This is a genomic window from Paucilactobacillus salsurae (genome assembly GCF_054784995.1).
This window is the reverse complement of record NZ_BAAHWX010000008.1, coordinates 23,399-40,655: the sequence shown is the minus strand read 5'-3', so window position 1 is coordinate 40,655 and position 17,257 is coordinate 23,399. Positions and strand designations below refer to the sequence as shown.

The window sequence follows — 17,257 nt, the reverse complement described above, 5'->3', positions numbered from 1 at the left end:
AAGCCCTCCATTAATTTTGCGATTCTTTGCGATCTAATAGAACCGCAATTAAGATAACAATACCCTTGACAATTTGTTGATAGAAACTAGAAATCCCAAGTAAGTTCATACCGTTGTTTAGTACCCCGATAATCAAGGCACCTACCAGAGTTCCAAACATTTTACCTTTCCCTCCGGCAAGGGACGTTCCACCTAAAACAACAGCAGCAATGGCATCCATTTCATAACCAGTACCAGCATCTGGTTGTGCAGAAGCAAGTTGTGAAGTCAACACCATTCCAGCAACGGCAGCTAAAAAGCCAGCAATTGTGTAAATCCAAATCAACATTTTCTTTGTGTTGACACCAGCCACAAACGCAGCTCGTTCGTTACCACCAATGGCGTAAGTCTTACGACCAAACGTCGTCTTATGCAACAGGAAGTAACAAATCGCGAATAACACAATCATGATATAAACCTGGAACGGGATCCCAAATAAATATCCCTGACCTAAAAACTGAAATGAAAAACTGTTATTCATTTTGGGACCGGTGATTGGATTACCATTTGTTAACACATAGGTAGCACCTCTAAACACTGACATCGTAGCTAACGTCACGATGAATGGTGCAGCTTTCCCATATGCAATCAGTAATCCATTAAAGGCACCAAAAACGGCCCCACAAATGATGCCAATAATGAACGCTAAGATCGGTGGCATGCCCATCAAAATCATTTGAGCCGCAAACGCACCGCTTAATGCGAGAATTGAACCAACAGACAAATCAATTCCTGATGTTAAAATAACAAACTGCATCCCAAAGGCAATAATGGCATTAATTGAGGTTTGCTGAAATAAGTTCATTAAGTTATTAACATTTAAAAATGATTGATTCAGAATACTAACTAAAATAACAAGCACAAGTAGCGCAGTTAGTGGTCCTAATTTAGTATAAAATTCACCAATGTTAAATTTTTTCTTTGCTTCCGTATTATTCATCGAGGTTTCCTCCTGTTGCAAGAGTCATCACTTTATCTTGAGTTGCATCTTTTGTGGCGATTTCCCCTTGAATTTTACCTTCATAGACGACTGCAATATTATCACTAAATCCTAAGACTTCATCCAAATCACTTGAAACCATGATAATGGCAGTACCACGGTCGGTTAATTCATTCATCAGATCATATATTTCACGTTTAGCTCCAACGTCGACACCTCGTGTCGGTTCGTCGAGAATTAAGACTTGTGAGCCGGAACCAACCCACTTGGCCAAAACAACTTTTTGTTGATTCCCACCAGATAGGCTTTGCGCTAAATCTTGCGGACTTTGTGCTCTAACACCCAGACGCTTGATTAACATCTCCACAAAGTCTTGATCTGCTTTTTTATCAATAAAGCCGTGTTTGACAAAACCGTTAATACTTGGCAAATCAATATTATCCGACAATGTGGCATCTAAGATGAGCCCTTCGTCTTTACGGTCTTCTGTCACAAACCCGATATTATTTTTAATGGCTGCTTCCGGACTAGTAATTTTAACTTCTTGCCCCTTAATAAAGAGCTTGCCGCTGTCCAATTTATCAATACCAAAGATGGCACGCATAATTTCAGTTCGACCAGCGCCCATTAGTCCTGAAAAGGCTAGTATTTCACCAGAATGAACTTCGAAGTTAACATTTTTAAAGACACCATTTCGCGTTAAGTCTTCAGCTTTTAAAAGAACATCGCCAAACTTGGCGTGACGATCCGGATAAAAATCACCCATGTCACGACCAACCATGTCATGCACAATTGTTTTAACGTCTGTTTCGCTTGTCTGATACGTATTAACTGATAATCCATCACGCATCACTGTTACGCGATCACTAATTTTGAAAATTTCTTCCATTCGATGAGAAATATAAATAATAGCAACACCTTGTTTACGAAGGGAATCAATAATTCCAAATAGTTTGTCGATTTCATTTTCAGTTAATGCAGCGGTTGGTTCATCCATAATCAACACCTGCGTTTTGTTCATCAATGATTTTGCAATTTCAATCATTTGTTGGCGTCCAACACTGAGACTGCCAACAGGAACATCAACAGAAATATCAGCGCCTAATTTGCTTAATGCTTCCTTAGCCTGCTTTTTCATTTCTTTCATATCAAGCATGCCAAAACCTTTTTTTATTTCACGGTTCAAAAACATGTTTTCAACAACTGACATTTCACCAAAATTATTCATTTCTTGGTGGATAAAAGCAATCCCATGCTGTTCAGCATCCAAGGCATTCTTGAATTCAGTCTGGTTGCCATCAACTAGAATTTCACCACCATCATGGTCTAATAATCCGGTTAAAATGTTCATTAACGTCGACTTTCCAGCACCATTTTCACCCATCAAAGCATGAACTTCACCGGCATGTATTGAAAAATTAACGTCACGTAAAACCTTGTTAGATCCAAATGCTTTTGAAATATTCTTCATTTCAACTTGCATTTTTCAACCTCCATTTCGTTTTAGAAAGTGACTCCACTCACCAAAATAATATTTGAATAGGATGTCATTTCACCCGTTCGTACAAATGCTTTTGTATTGGTAAGTTCCTTTTTCATTTCTTCGTGAGGAATAAACGTTGTCTTCGTATCAGGAAACAGTGCTTGAACAGCACTTAACTGGTCAGGATTAACCGTTTTAATTTCCTCGGCTAAAATAATTTCTTGGACCTCAAGTTCATTTAAAACATTTTTTAAAACATCGATGAAGCTTGGCAAATTTTTACTCAATGCCAAATCAATTTTTTCAGTTTGACTGGGTACGGGCATACCAGCGTCACCAATTGCTAACTGATCCATATGGCCCATGTTACTAATCACTCTAGACAAGTGCGAATTGATTACTTGTGTCTTTTTCATGAGACTTTTTCCTCTCGTTTTACGGTTTATCGGTTCAGTATTAAAACGTTTTACTTTGCCTATCTAAAAGACTAGCACAAAATGAAAGGGCTTACAAATGTTCGGATGCGAATTACTATTTTTTTAATTTTTTTCCAATGTCAGCAACACTTTCACCCGGTACAAGCTCGAGTGGCAGCTCAACCATCTGTGGCTTTAAATATCGATTCGTAATTCGTTTAAGGACAATTTCAGCAGCAATTTGACCCATTCTAAAAACCGGCTGTGAGACAGTCGTTAATTTAGGAGTCACATATTTACCCAGATCAATGCCATCATAGCCAATCACTGAATAGTCTGCGGGTACTTCATAATGCCTTTCATGAAGACCTCTAATTAGACCAATGGCCACTTCATCATTAATTGCAAAAGCAGCCGTGGCGCCAGTCGCTAAAAAAACATCGGTTGCCTGATAACCGCCACTTTTACTTAGCTGGGTTTCAATAAATTGCCTATCAGTCAACTCAATGCCATTTTGTTCAAATACCGCTTTAAACCCTTTAATTCGCCGAGATATATTGGTGGTCATTAAATTCGGTATTAAAACTGTGACTTTTTGATGGCCTTTATTAATTAAATGTTGGGCAACCATCTGACCGCCCAAATAATCATCCACACCAATATGATCTTCATTTTCACGAGGAGTTTTTTGATCCAACAGTAAGTACGGAATATCATTTTTACGCAACACGTCATTAACATCTTCGTGGGTAATCATTGGATTCGTAATAATAACGCCATCAGTACCTTGTTCAACTAGCACTTTCAGATAATAACTCTCTAATGAGGTACTCCGATTGCTACCAAAAACGATTGGAATCGCATTTTTTTCATAGGATTGCGCTTGAACACCAGCAATAAAGGACGTAAAAAATGGATTGCTCAATTTGGGGACAATGACACCAATAATCGGATTCGTGTTTCCTGTCATGCGCCTTGCACTGTAATCGGGAACATAGCCCAATTCCTCAGTAATTCGACGCACTTTGGCCTTGGTATCGTTACTAAAACGATTCCCCTTACCATTTAAAATTTGTGAAACGGTGGTAATAGAGATACCAGCGGCACTAGCTACATCTTTAATGGATACTTTTTTTGCCATTTAATTGTCCTCGTTACAGCGTTAATTTAGTGGGTGTCTCGAATTATAACCTTGATAAATCAATAAGCTGGCTGCCACACTGGCATTTAAGCTTTGAACGTGACCAACCATCGGAATTGAAACCATATCGTCCACTGTTTTTTTCAACAATGGTGAAATGCCCTTTCCTTCATTACCGATCACTAAACAAACTGCGCCAGTCGCGTCCCAATGGCGGTAATCGGTGCCTTTCATGTCAGTTCCAAATAGCCATACGCCGCGTTGTTGTAATTCTTTAGCTGTTTGCACTAGGTTTGTCACACGTGCTACTGGCACATACTCAATGGCGCCTGTAGATGTTTTGGCTACTACGCTCGTTAAGCCAACTGCTCTTCTTTTAGGAATAATGATTCCGTGTACGCCGGCAGCGTCAGCGGTTCTTAAAATTGAGCCGAGGTTATGTGGATCTTCCAGATTATCAAGCATCAAGAAAAATGGTGCTTCTTGCTTTTTTTGGGCATTTGCAAATAAATCGTCAATGCTAGCGTACTCATATGCTGAGATTGCTAACACCACTCCTTGATGATTTTGGTGGTTTGTCATTTGCTCCAGTTTTGTCTTGGGAACGTTAGAAATCACTAATCGTCTTTGTTTAGCGAGTTGCACAATTTCTTGAATGGCGTCTGACTTAAGGCCTTCTTGGATAAACACTTTATTAATTTCTTGATCAGATTTTAACGCCATGACAGCTGGATGTCTGCCAATAATAAAATCTTTATTTTCCGATTCATTTTTCATGAGCAGTTCTCCTTGCGTCTACTTGTTCAATGCACCATTGAGCCAATTGTGCTAAGCGCGTTTCATCACTTAACTTTAAGAAACCCATTACGGCTTCAAATCCGGTTGAAATCCGATATGTTAATACCGACGAATTTTTAGCGTGGGTATGACTATTAGCATTACGCCCACGTTTAAAGTATTCCCATTCAGTTTCAGTTAACACATCGTCTGTTTTCATCAGATCGATTAGTGCTGCTTGTGCTTTGGCTGAAACATAGTGGGTTGCCTGATGATGCAATTTAGTCGGTTTTGTCAGCCCCATTTCAATCAAATGTTGTCTGACAAATACTTCATAGGCTGCATCCCCTAAATACGCTAATGCAATCCCGCTCACTTGTTGATAATCAATTTGTGTCATTATACCTTCCTATACCTTGTTCCTTGTGGTGTGTCTTCTAAAATAATCCCTTGTGCTTTTAGTTGATCACGAATTTCATCACTGCGCGCAAAATTTTTATCTCGTCGTGCTTGATTTCTTTGCTCAATCAAATCTTCAATTTCAGTATCATCTAATTCATTTGATTTGAGTTGTACGCCAAAAATACTAACTAACTGAGTCAACGTCTCTTCAAATAATCGTAAATTTTCTGCTAATACAGTTGTTTGTTGCGAGTAGACATTGGCTTGTTTAACTAATTCGTAGACAACTGTAATTGCGTTTTGCACATTAAAGTCATCATCCATTGCTTCAATAAATTTTTGTCGTAGATCTTGCACATCTTGGGTGATAGCAGCCGAGCTACCAGCATTTGCATCCTGCTCACGATACTTCAAATTTTCAAATGTTGTTTGAATATGGGCTAGGTTGTTTTGAGCATCGACAATGTTGGCATGATTATATTGAATTGGCCGGCGATACTGCGTGGTAGCCATAAAGAAGCGAATCACTTGTGGATCAATTTCCTTAATAATATCGTGGACAGTCACGAAATTACCGAGCGATTTACTCATTTTTTCGTTTTCATCCCCGACTGTGACAAACCCATTATGCATCCAATAGTTAGCAAAAGTTTGTCCCGTTTTTGCTTCACTTTGAGCAATTTCATTTTCATGATGTGGAAATGTCAGATCTTGGCCGCCACCATGAATGTCAAAATGATCACCCAAATACTTGGTGGACATCACTGAACATTCAATGTGCCAACCAGGGCGTCCTGGTCCCCATGGTGAGTCCCACGAAATTTCAGCAGGCTTAGCCGCTTTCCACAACGCAAAGTCGATGGGATCCTCTTTTTTGGCAAATTCAGCTTCATCGACATGTTGACTGGCACCAACTTCTAGTTCATCAATTGGTTGATGTGAAAGCTCACCATACTGGGCAAATTTTTTGGCGCGATAATAGACGTCGCCGTCCACCTCATAAGCATAACCCTTATCAATCAAGTCACTGACAAAATTAATAATTTCAGGAATGTTTTCAGTTGCCCTTGGGTGCATCGTGGCGGGCTCAATATTTAAAGCAGTGGTATCTTCCATGAAGGCCGCAATAAATTTATCAGCTAATTGTGGCACAGTAATTTGTTGCTCCTTAGCCGCTTTGATCATTTTATCGTCCACATCTGTAAAGTTGGAGACGTAATTAACTTGATAGCCGGAAAATTCTAAATATCGTCTAACTGTATCAAAGGCAATCGCACTGCGCGCATTACCAATATGAATGTAGTTATAGACCGTTGGTCCACACACATACATATTAACCTGACCCTCAGTTAGTGGTTTAAAAATTTCCTTGCTACGACTCAATGTATTGAATATTTTGAGCATTGTATTCGCCCCTTATTTTGGTCTAGATACTGCTATTTTAACATAGCCATTACCGTTTAATTATGGACTATCTTTGACCAATAGTCTAGCAGGCTTCTTGTCCTAGGCCAAACAAAAAGACGAGGGTAATCCTCGTCTCCTTAAGTATCATGATTAACTTAATTCAGAAATCATTTCTTTTAAGTTTGCAATTGTTTTTTCTTGGCCAATTAATTCAATTGCTTCTGGTAATTCTGGTCCATGCATTTCATGTGTGACCGCAATTCGGATTGGCATCCATAATTTGCGTCCTTTAATTTTAGTGTCTTTTTGAATTGATTTTATCGTCTTCAAAATTTGAACGGTATCCATATAGTCCAATTTCTCAACACGATCTGCAAATTCTTTAATCACGGTCAATGCTGTATCTGCTGAAATTTCTTCTCTGGCTTCGTCATTGATTTGGGCTGGGCCGTGGAAGAATGGTTTGGTATATTCGACCATTTCGCGCGCATAACTCACTTCACGTTTAAATAAACTAATGAGTTTACGTGCCCATTCTAATTTTTCAGGACTTGGATGTTTTTCGAGTAATCCAGCATTAATCAATTGTGGTAAAGCCAAATCAAAAACGCGATCTTCATCAGCTTGCTTCATATACTGATTATTAATCCATTCCAATTTTTTACCATCAAATGCGGCAGGTGATTTACTCAAGCGCGTTTCATCATACATTTTGATGAATTCTTGACGAGTAAAAATCTCATCTTCGCCAACTGGTGACCAACCAAGCAACACAATGAAGTTCAACATTGCATCTGGTAAGTAACCCAGATCACGGTATTGTTCAATAAACTGTAAGACTGATTCATCACGTTTACTTAATTTCTTACCAGTTTCACTGTTAATAATTAAGCTCATGTGACCAAATTTTGGTGCATTCCAGCCGAATGCGTCATAAATCATTAATTGCTTAGGTGTATTTGCAACATGGTCATCTCCACGGAATACATGCGTAATTTCCATCAAATGATCATCCACTACAACCGCGAAGTTATAAGTTGGCATTCCGTCACGTTTTTGAATGACAAAGTCGCCACCAATGGTATCTGACTCAAACGAAACATTGCCCTTAACAATATCATCCCAGGCATACGTGTGATCCTTGGGTACTCTAAAACGAACAACGGGTGTTAAGCCTTTTTCTTCAGCTTCTTTTTGGGCCTGTTGAATTTCATCTTCAGACATGCCCGCATATTCATATTCGTAGTGTGGCATTTCTTTACGTGCTTTTTGTGCTTCACGATCACTTTCAAGTTCTTCTTCTGTACGATACGACTTGTAAGCTTTGCCTTCTTCGAGAAGTTGATTGATTAATTTAACATAAATCTCTTTACGTTCTGATTGACGATAAGGACCAAAATCGCCACCGATGTCTGGGCCCTCATCCCAATCAAGTCCTAACCATTTAAGATTATCTAATTGACTTCTTTCACCATCTTGAATGTTACGTTTGGTATCCGTGTCTTCAATTCGAATAACGAACGTCCCTTTGTTATGACGAGCAAAAAGATAGTTAAATAATGCTGTTCGCGCATTACCAATGTGTAAATGTCCAGTAGGACTAGGTGCATACCGCACACGAATGTTACTTTTAGCCAATTGTTACGCCTCTTTCATTTATTCATCATTTTTGTGACTCATTATCCAGTTTACAAGTTCTGCCCTAAAAATAAAAGGGGAAAGCCGTTAGTCCTTGTGAGTTGACTCATCTTTTGTTTCATGATGATCATTAATGCCCTTAGTTGAATGGATAGGTCTGGCAAAAATCATCCGACCAGCATCCGTTTGTAAAGCACTTGTGACTTCCACTTGAATGTGTTCATTCATGTAGTAGCGACCGTCTTCGACCACGACCATTGTGCCATCATCCAAATAAGCCACTCCTTGTTGTCGTTCAGTTCCGTTTTTAACAACCATCACATTTAGTTCCTCACCAGGAATGACACGTGGCTTCAGTGATTTTGCCAACGCATTAATGTTCATGACTTGCACATTTTGGAACTGAATCACCTTGTTTAAATTGTAATCGTTTGTGACAATCACACCATCAATTTCTTTGGCTAATTGAATTAATTTACTATCAACTTCAGGGATATCCTCAAAATCTTGTTCATACATCTCAATTGGCACAATTTTTTCATTTTGAAGCTTATTTAAAATATCTAAACCACGACGACCACGCACGCGTTTGATACTATCGCTTGAATCAGCAATGTATTGTAATTCATACAACACAAAATTAGGCACTAATAATGTTCCTTCAATAAAGCCTGTTTTGACCAAATCATAGATACGCCCATCGATTAAAATGTTCGTATCCAAAATTTTATAGTGGTGATAGTTATCATCTTTTTTGGTGATGAGACTTTGTCGTTCATCAGCATCTTTAGGCGTCCGTTTAAATTGAAACAACGTGCGCCAGTCATCTAATCTGGTCGTACCCAAACGGAATCCAAAATAACCAAAAATAATCATCAAAACTACTGGAATCACATTATCAAGCACTGGTACGTGTGAATTCCACAGTGGAATCGATAATAGCACTGCTAAAACAAGGCCGACAATGGTTAACATACTTCCAGATAATAGGTAAATCGGACTTTGTTTTTCTAGATAAACTTCAATTTTATTTGATAATCGAATCACAGAATTTTGTAATGCATAAGATAATAACCAAAAAATAATTGCGCCAATTAAAACATCAATAAATAATAGCAATGCACCATTAAATTTGAATCCAATTGCCAACCACAAAACAGGCAAGTAGTAAAACCCGAGTGCAGCCCCAATAACGGTAAATAAAATTCGAATAATATGTTTTCTCATACTAACCCTCCTTTCTCATTATTTTAAGGCGAGGTTCAACGCCTCACTTAAAGTGGTTAATCCTACCACTTGAATACCCTTTGGTGGTGTCCAGTTAGCCAAGTTATTTTTCGGCACAAAAATGCGTTCAAAACCTAACTTCTTTGCTTCGGCCACCCGTGACTCAATGCGACTAACCCGTCGAATTTCACCTGTCAAGCCCACTTCACCGACAAATGCATCCGTTGGTTGCGTTCCTTTGTCACGATAACTAGACGCAATGCTCATTGCAATCGCTAAATCGATCGCAGGTTCATCTAATTTGACGCCACCGGCTGCCTTCAAATAGGCATCTTGGTTTTGTAACATCAGATTAGCTCTTTTTTCTAACACGGCCATCAGTAGTGAAACGCGATTACGACTCAACCCGGTGGCTGTTCTTTGCGCATTACCAAACACCGTTGGCGTAATCAAGGCTTGAATTTCCACTAAGATCGGTCGGGTACCTTCCATTGAAACAACGATGGCGGAGCCTGTGGCATTCTTCAATCTTTCTTCTAAAAAGATCTCTGATGGATTAGCCACCTCTTTTAGGCCGCCCTCTTGCATTTCGAAAATACCTAATTCGTTAGTAGAGCCAAAGCGATTTTTAACTGATCTTAAAATGCGGTAAGTATGATGCAAATCGCCCTCAAAATACAAGACGGTATCCACCATATGTTCCAAAATTTTAGGACCCGCAATCGCACCTCCCTTAGTGACGTGGCCCACGATGAAGATGGTAATATTATTATTCTTACCAATTCTCATCAATTGGGCGGTCACCGCTCGAATCTGTGACACACTCCCAACTGCTGAATCAACACCTTGGGCTGCCATCGTTTGAACGGAATCAATAATCACATAATCCGGATGCATTTCTTCAATCGCCGCTTCGATGCTGGTCATATCTGTTTCTGGGTAAACGTAAAAACGATCACCCGTCACATCCAACCGTTGTGCCCGCAGTTTAATCTGTGCGGCACTTTCTTCACCTGAAACGTACAATACAGTTCCACCAGTATCGTTTAATTGACCTGAGACTTGTAAGAGTAACGTCGATTTTCCAATGCCTGGATCACCACCAATTAAAATGAGCGAACCTGGGACAATTCCACCGCCTAAAACGCGATTTAACTCATCTAGGCTTGTTTTCACTCGTGGCGTGGTACCCATTTTAATTTCATCAATTTTAGTTGGTGTGGCCCTTGTACCACTAAAGCTTTGACTACGTGGCGTGGCTGATGTACTGGGGGCAATTTGCTCCTCCACCAATGAATTCCACTCACCACAATTTGGGCAACGACCTAAAAAGCGTGGCGAACTGTAGCCACAATTTTGACAAACATATTGTGTTTTTATTTTCGCCATTAATATTCCTCCTAAAATTGATTGTTTTTATTGTATCATAACCGCTATAAACGGTAGATTGTACGTGAAAGGTTAATCGGAATTTAACATTAGTGTTTTGTTGATCCAAATCCACCTTTACGTTCGTTCATTGGTTGGCTTTCACCATCCGCAATCAGAAATGGCATGAAAATTCCTTGGCCAATGCGGTCACCTTTTTTAATGGTGACATCTCTAACGCCAAAATTTAATAATTGGAAAAAGATTTCACCTTCATTACTTTCATTATTGTAGTAATCCGCATCAACTACGCCGATTCCATTTGGTAAAATCAATCGCCGTTTGATTGGACCACTTGAACGATTGGCAAGTAATAAAAATTCACTGTCGCCCATATAAGCTTTAATACCTGTTGGCACCAATAATGGTTTTAAGGTTTGGTTAGCTGCTTCATAATCAGCATCAGTTAATTGATCTTTATTCAGCAATAATCTAAAAATCTTGATAAAATTGAGTTTCCAAATGGAAGGTAATACAAAATCCTGTGCACTTTCAAAATCGTAACCAGCGGCATTTTTGGTTTGTCGCTTTGGTAAATTAATGGCTTGATCTTGTTTTGTTGAAACGACTTCAAATCCCCGTGTCATGTTATTCACCTCAAATTAATAGTAACTACCTTATTATAAAGGAGATAGCGGTTCAATCATACTAGTTTATCGTAGATATTGACAATGAATTGCAAAAACGTTTAAAGTTAAGGAGTTAATAACTTTTGGAGGTGGATTAGTGGAATTTCAATATGAATCCAACAGAATCTTTGCTGAAAATCGCGATCATCAATTAATTGGTGAAATTGTTTTCCCAGCAATCGATGATGCCAACCCATCCTCGGTTGTGGTGGAACGCACATTTGTGAATCCGGCTTTTCGCGGTCAAAATATCGCTGCAGTTTTAGTTGATGAATTCGTGAAATATGCTGAACAACATCACTTAAAAGTTCAGTTGCTGTGCCCATATGCCAAAAGACAATTTGAGCAACAGCCTGATTACCAAAAGTTGTTGAAACCGGAAGATCGTTTTAATTAAGAAAGGGAGAATTGATTGTGGATCAAAATGAATTGAAGAAACAAGTTGGAACTAAAGCTGTTGAATACGTTAAGGACGGCATGATTGTCGGTCTCGGAACTGGTTCAACTGTTCGTTACATGGTGGATGCTTTAGGTGAACGGGTTGCCAAAGAACACCTTAATATTGTAGGTGTCACCACGTCACTGCGAACAACGAAGCAAGCTGAAAGTCTAGGAATCACAATTAAAGATATTGATGAAGTTGATCATATCGATTTAACCATCGACGGTGCTGATGAAATTGATGATCAATTTCAAGGTATTAAAGGTGGTGGCGGTGCCCACTTATGGGAAAAAATCGTTGCTACAAATTCAGACAAGATCATGTGGATTGTTGATGAAAGTAAAATGGTTCACCAACTTGGTAAATTCCCATTACCAGTGGAAGTTGTTCCATTTGGCAGTGGCCAAGTTTTCAATCGACTCAAGGAAAAAGGTTACGAACCATCATTTAGAATGAATGGCGATCAAAAATTCCTGACTGATGAAAAAAATTATGTGATCGATTTACATCTCCACAAAATCGATGATCCATTTGCGATGGCCGATGAATTAATTAAGATGGTGGGCGTTGTTGAACATGGTTTCTTCTTAAACCGAGTTAATACAGTCATCGTGGGTCGCCAATCAGGCCCAGAAGTTTTACAAGCGCGATAATCAACTAGAAACCTGTTTGTCAGGTTTCTTTTTTATTACCACTAAATAAATACAAAAATGCATCATCATTTACAATTTAGGTGAAATATTTTACTGATATCACTGACATGAAGTACAATAAAGGAGTTATTAATCCTAAAAGGAGTGGAGAAATTGACTTTTAAAATTACACAAACCCAATTAGAACAGTATCAACAAGATTTAGCAAAGCACCCAGAAGCAAAAGTTAATGAACGAACCGTTACAAAAAACGGTATTTTAGCTAGTAGCTATGACTGGCATGCTGCTGCCGACACTACACCTGTATTTTCAATTGATTTAGATACCGGCGATGTTTCCAACCAAAAGCAATCTGGTCGTTGTTGGATGTTTGCCGCATTAAATACAATGCGCCACGACATGGCTACTAAATTTAGTCTTAAAAAATTTGAATTATCTCAATCCTATACTTTTTTCTGGGATAAATTTGAAAAGGCGAACTACTTTTATGAAAATGTTTTAAAAACAGCTGATAAAGGGGTCGACAGTCGTGAAGTCGCATGGCTAATGGCAACCCCTCAACAAGATGGTGGCCAATGGGATATGCTGTGTGCCTTGATCGAAAAGTACGGCGTTGTGCCACAAAGCGTCATGCCTGAAACCTATAATTCATCAAAATCAAATGAAATTAATACTGTTTTAAATCGTAAATTACGTAAAGATGCCATTACATTACGTGATTTAGTTGCTCAAAACGCTTCTGATGAACAATTGAATCAAACTCGTTCAGAAATGTTATCTGCAGTTTATCGGATTTTGACTTATAGTTTTGGTGAACCACCAACGACATTTGATTTTGAATATCAAGACGATAATCACCAATACCATCTCGAACAAAATCTCACACCACAAACCTTCTTCAAAAAATATGTCGGCTGGAATCTTGATGACTATGTTTCAATTATTAACGCCCCGACTGATGATAAACCCTACAACCAAACCTACACGGTTGATATGTTAGGTAATGTTGTTGGTGGTCGTGAAGTTAAACACCTTAACTTAGCAATTGATGATTTCAAACAATTAGCTATCAAACAGCTTCAAGATGGTGAAAGTGTTTGGTTTGGTTGTGATGTGGGTCAAAGTTCTGAACGACAACAAGGTATTATGGACCTTAATGTTTACGCCAAAAATGATTTATTCGATACCAGTTTAGACATGACCAAAGCACAACGTTTAGACTTTGGCGAAAGTATGATGACACATGCCATGGTTTTGACCGGCGTTGATCTCGTTGACGGCAAACCAACTAAATGGAAAGTTGAAAATTCATGGGGCCCAAAAGTTGGAACCAAAGGCTACTTTGTGATGAGCGATGCTTGGCTTGATGAATATTGTTACCAAGTCGTGATTAATAAGAAATATTTGAGCAATGAACAAAAACAAGTTCAAGCACAAGAACCTGTGCTGTTAAAACCTTGGGATCCTATGGGTGCCTTAGCATAATAAAAAATCCTAATCCGATTTGGATTAGGATTTTTTATTATGCTGTTGCTGTTTGTTTATTGGCTTTTTGTTTGGCTGCCAATTCTCGTTTCTTTCCAAGTTCAGCTAAATGAACTTCATGAGTCAAAAAGCGATGTGTTTTGGCATTGTAACCATGTTTTTCACCCATTTTAACCAAGTAACCATTGATGTAGTCAACTTCAGTTGGGCGATAATTGTGCATGTCTTGATACATTGATGGGTAGTGAAGTGGATTAGCAACCTTGCTAACATAATCCACACTTTCTAATTCTTCTTCGCGGGTATTAATCATCTTAACACCATCGCGTTCACATACATCGTATGCTTCGTCAATCAGTTGACGACTCATTTCATCTGCACCTTCATAAGCGGCATACTCACCCATTGTCATTTCAAACATGGTGCACAATGTATTGACCACTGAGTTGAAGACCACTTTGGCTAACAGTGTTCCTCTGAAATTAGTCGTTAAGTTTGGATTGAATTGAGCTTTCTTTAATTCATCAAATAATGCATGCGTAAAATCATCAGGTTCTTCAGTGTAATTAGCCATATTCATACTACCTGCACCACGCTTACCGATGAAGTCAACATCACCAGGTCCGTTTAGCACTGTCGCAACTAATGCAGTCCCTGCGATTAATTTTTCTGGTTTAAAGTATTGTAATAGTTTTTCAACATGTCCCATGCCGTTCATACAAGTAAAGGCATATTGGTTTGGTTTAAAGAAGTGTTCACAACGTTTCAACATATCAGCTAATTGCATTTGCTTTAAAAAGAAAATGTAACAATCAGGATTGCCATCATATTCTTCTGGATAATAAACATCGACATCTACTAAATGCTTGTCTTCATGATCACGAGAAACATACACGCCACCTTGTTCACGCATTTTTTCGACATGTTCTTCCCAACCATCAACAAAATCAACCTCATTGCCTGCGTCCTTTAATAAAACACCATAACGTAATCCCATTGCGCCTGCACCAACAACTGTAAATTTCATATGTATTCTCTCCTTTGAAACTATGTATTTTTTTGACAGAAAAACCCTTTTAAACAAATCGTTTAAAAGGGCCAATGTGGCGGTACCACCTTTATCATCTTTTACTTGTTACCAAGCAAAACTTTATCTATGACAGATAATTGATATCGGAGATTCCTCCGCTTTTTATTACTAGTTAATCATCACGTTTATAAAAAGTGCTGTGAGGTGATTGACTTAACCTATTTCTCGCTTGCACCATCCGAGATCGCTATTATTATTAAGTCGTGGTCCTCATTAACGCATTGCTTTTCTATCAAGTTGTTATTATCCTAGCACAAAAAATGTGATATTTCAAAGAATTTTCTAATTAAATTTTAATTTTATAAAAATTGTTTCGACAATATATTTAAATGCTCATCGAATTCATACATAATTGGCTCACCATTATTAACTTCTACATGATCAATTTGATCATCTGGAATCTGATCTAAAAATTTGATCAATGCACGCAAGGTTGAGCCATGCGCTACGAGTAGTTGATTGTGACCATCCAACAACGCTCCAGCAATGTGATCGTTCCAATAAGGTAAAATGCGGGCCTCTGTCATTTGCAAACTTTCGCCCAGCGGTTCGTTCAAACCCAAACGCTCGTACCTACGATCATGATCTGGTTGGTTTAACTGTGGTGGTACCGCAGCGTAGCTTCTGCGCCACAATGCCACTTGTTTTGCTCCATATTGTTGCTTCACAACATCTTTATTTAATCCACGTAATGCACCATAATGACGTTCATTTAAACGCCATGTTTTATGAATGGGAATATATAATTGATTCAATTCTTCACAGACAATGTTAGCAGTGACAATGGAACGTTTGAGCATTGAGCAATGCACATCTGTAAACAGCAACTGTTGCAAAGCAATTTTTTGTGCTGCTTGCTGGGCCTGCAAGTGGCCTAATTTTGTTAGCTTCACATCATTCCAACCTGTAAAAATATTATCCTGATTTGCTTGGCTTTCACCATGCCGCATCATTACCAAAAAAGACATTCTGTCTTCCCCCTCTTATGCATTTCAGAATAGCGCACTTAAAGATTATTCACCAGTATTTTACAACAAAAAACCACTCTCCGAAGAAAGTGGTCAAATTGGTAAATTTTTAATTAACGAGGCATTACGTAGTATGAAGGTGTGTAATACTTCATAGCAGTAACTTTAACATTTTGTCCTGGTTGTGGCGCATGAGTAAATGTGCCATCACCATTTGAAATACCTACGTGGTAAGGAGAACTGTCACTACCAAAGAATACTAAAGCACCTTTAGGGGCACCGTATACGTTGTAGTTATGTGCGCCAGTTGATTGTTGTGAGTATGTTGTACGACCGTTAACACGGCTACCATAAACACGTTGAACTAAACCAGAGCAGTCAAGGTTACCCCAGCTGTATGGTTGGCCTAAATATGAGTTCCAGTCACCACTTGCAGATGATGTGTTTGAAGCTGGAGCATATTGTTGTTGTGCACTTGCACCATTACCATTGTATGCTGATGAGCCGTTGCCGTATGTTGCTGAACCATTAGCGGCACCTGTTGCTGCACCAGTTTGAGCGGCTGTAGCAGATTGAGTATCTGTTGCAGTGGCTGTATTGGCAGCTGCACTAGTTGTTGCAGCACTTGTTTGTGCGGCTTGACTAGTAGCTGAAGCGGTACTTGAAGCAGCTGATGAGTTATCATCAGTAGCTTTGGCGCCAGGAATATTAATTTCTTGGCCAGAGATGATCAAGTTAGCATCAGCTAACTTGTTAGCTTTAACGATTGAATCAATTGATACATGATATTTTTGTGAGTAAGCCCAAACAGTATCACCTGCATTGACCTTAACAGTATCAGCATGTGCTGTAACTTGTCCGCCAGCGACGAAAAGTCCTGCTGCACCTAATGTTCCGATTAATGTTTTCTTTGTTGCTGCTTTGATAATAATCACTCCTGATTTGTTTTTTTAATGTTAGTATTAATTGTTTTGCAACTACGAGTGCTATTCTAACTGTTCAAGATGTCAAAACCATACCATTCATATTACAATTGATGACCAATGTTACAAAGATGTTTCGCCAAGCGGATAGAACGTTGTTCTTAAGGTA

At 38.8% G+C, this 17,257-nt stretch carries 17 protein-coding genes; 3 read left to right on the top strand and 14 right to left on the bottom strand.

Annotated elements, in window-relative coordinates:
* Nucleotides 1-10 precede the first annotated feature (10 nt).
* From ACYVQZ_RS07425 to ACYVQZ_RS07375, 11 genes are all read right to left on the bottom strand, one after another.
* Nucleotides 11-979 (bottom strand): ABC transporter permease, encoded by a 969-nt coding sequence (locus tag ACYVQZ_RS07425; RefSeq protein ID WP_461240770.1) that lies wholly within the window; start codon nt 977-979, stop codon nt 11-13.
* A complete protein-coding gene (locus ACYVQZ_RS07420; protein ID WP_461240769.1) occupies nt 972-2,462 on the bottom strand; it encodes a sugar ABC transporter ATP-binding protein in 1,491 nt (496 codons plus the stop codon). The genes ACYVQZ_RS07425 and ACYVQZ_RS07420 overlap by 8 nt, the downstream gene beginning before the upstream one ends.
* 20 nt (nt 2,463-2,482) lie before the next feature.
* Entirely contained in the window at nt 2,483-2,878 is a 396-nt protein-coding gene (rbsD, locus tag ACYVQZ_RS07415; protein WP_461240768.1) for a D-ribose pyranase, read from the bottom strand.
* Between the two features lie 115 nt (nt 2,879-2,993).
* Nucleotides 2,994-4,019, bottom strand: coding sequence for a ribose utilization transcriptional repressor RbsR (gene rbsR, locus ACYVQZ_RS07410; RefSeq protein WP_461240767.1), 1,026 nt, complete (start codon nt 4,017-4,019; stop codon nt 2,994-2,996).
* Nucleotides 4,020-4,040: 21 nt separating this feature from the next.
* Nucleotides 4,041-4,796 carry a 23S rRNA (guanosine(2251)-2'-O)-methyltransferase RlmB gene (rlmB, locus tag ACYVQZ_RS07405; protein WP_461240766.1) on the bottom strand — a complete coding sequence of 252 codons (756 nt, stop codon included), beginning with the start codon at nt 4,794-4,796 and terminating at the stop codon, nt 4,041-4,043.
* A complete protein-coding gene (locus ACYVQZ_RS07400; protein WP_461240765.1) occupies nt 4,786-5,196 on the bottom strand; it encodes a Mini-ribonuclease 3 in 411 nt (136 codons plus the stop codon). The genes rlmB and ACYVQZ_RS07400 overlap by 11 nt, the downstream gene beginning before the upstream one ends.
* Nucleotides 5,196-6,602 carry a cysteine--tRNA ligase gene (cysS, locus tag ACYVQZ_RS07395; RefSeq protein WP_461240764.1) on the bottom strand — a complete coding sequence of 469 codons (1,407 nt, stop codon included), beginning with the start codon at nt 6,600-6,602 and terminating at the stop codon, nt 5,196-5,198. The genes ACYVQZ_RS07400 and cysS overlap by 1 nt, the downstream gene beginning before the upstream one ends.
* Before the next feature lie 153 nt (nt 6,603-6,755).
* Nucleotides 6,756-8,243 (bottom strand): glutamate--tRNA ligase, encoded by a 1,488-nt coding sequence (gltX, locus tag ACYVQZ_RS07390; protein ID WP_461240763.1) that lies wholly within the window; start codon nt 8,241-8,243, stop codon nt 6,756-6,758.
* A gap of 87 nt (nt 8,244-8,330) precedes the next feature.
* A complete protein-coding gene (locus tag ACYVQZ_RS07385; protein ID WP_461240762.1) occupies nt 8,331-9,470 on the bottom strand; it encodes a PIN/TRAM domain-containing protein in 1,140 nt (379 codons plus the stop codon).
* Between the two features lie 18 nt (nt 9,471-9,488).
* Entirely contained in the window at nt 9,489-10,859 is a 1,371-nt protein-coding gene (gene radA, locus ACYVQZ_RS07380) for a DNA repair protein RadA (protein ID WP_461240761.1), read from the bottom strand.
* Nucleotides 10,860-10,948: 89 nt separating this feature from the next.
* Complete coding sequence (locus tag ACYVQZ_RS07375; protein ID WP_461240760.1) at nt 10,949-11,485, bottom strand: dCTP deaminase/dUTPase family protein; 537 nt, start codon at nt 11,483-11,485, stop codon at nt 10,949-10,951.
* Nucleotides 11,486-11,624: 139 nt separating this feature from the next.
* Between ACYVQZ_RS07375 and ACYVQZ_RS07370 the strand changes: the two genes are divergently transcribed.
* The 3 genes from ACYVQZ_RS07370 to ACYVQZ_RS07360 all read left to right on the top strand — a co-directional run bounded on the left by ACYVQZ_RS07370 (nt 11,625) and on the right by ACYVQZ_RS07360 (nt 14,107).
* Nucleotides 11,625-11,924 carry a GNAT family N-acetyltransferase gene (locus ACYVQZ_RS07370; RefSeq protein ID WP_461240759.1) on the top strand — a complete coding sequence of 100 codons (300 nt, stop codon included), beginning with the start codon at nt 11,625-11,627 and terminating at the stop codon, nt 11,922-11,924.
* A gap of 17 nt (nt 11,925-11,941) precedes the next feature.
* Nucleotides 11,942-12,622 carry a ribose-5-phosphate isomerase RpiA gene (rpiA, locus tag ACYVQZ_RS07365; RefSeq protein WP_461240758.1) on the top strand — a complete coding sequence of 227 codons (681 nt, stop codon included), beginning with the start codon at nt 11,942-11,944 and terminating at the stop codon, nt 12,620-12,622.
* Nucleotides 12,623-12,775: 153 nt separating this feature from the next.
* Nucleotides 12,776-14,107, top strand: a complete 1,332-nt coding sequence (locus ACYVQZ_RS07360) for a C1 family peptidase (RefSeq protein WP_461240757.1) — start codon at nt 12,776-12,778, stop codon at nt 14,105-14,107.
* 37 nt (nt 14,108-14,144) lie between these two features.
* Here the strand turns inward: ACYVQZ_RS07360 and ACYVQZ_RS07355 are convergent, their stop codons facing one another.
* The 3 genes from ACYVQZ_RS07355 to ACYVQZ_RS07345 form a co-directional block, all read right to left on the bottom strand.
* Nucleotides 14,145-15,134, bottom strand: coding sequence for a ketopantoate reductase family protein (locus ACYVQZ_RS07355; protein WP_461240756.1), 990 nt, complete (start codon nt 15,132-15,134; stop codon nt 14,145-14,147).
* A 362-nt stretch (nt 15,135-15,496) separates the two neighbouring features.
* A complete protein-coding gene (locus tag ACYVQZ_RS07350; protein WP_461240755.1) occupies nt 15,497-16,165 on the bottom strand; it encodes a 2,3-bisphosphoglycerate-dependent phosphoglycerate mutase in 669 nt (222 codons plus the stop codon).
* A 113-nt stretch (nt 16,166-16,278) separates the two neighbouring features.
* Entirely contained in the window at nt 16,279-17,100 is an 822-nt protein-coding gene (locus tag ACYVQZ_RS07345) for a C40 family peptidase (RefSeq protein ID WP_461240754.1), read from the bottom strand.
* Nucleotides 17,101-17,257 lie beyond the last annotated feature (157 nt).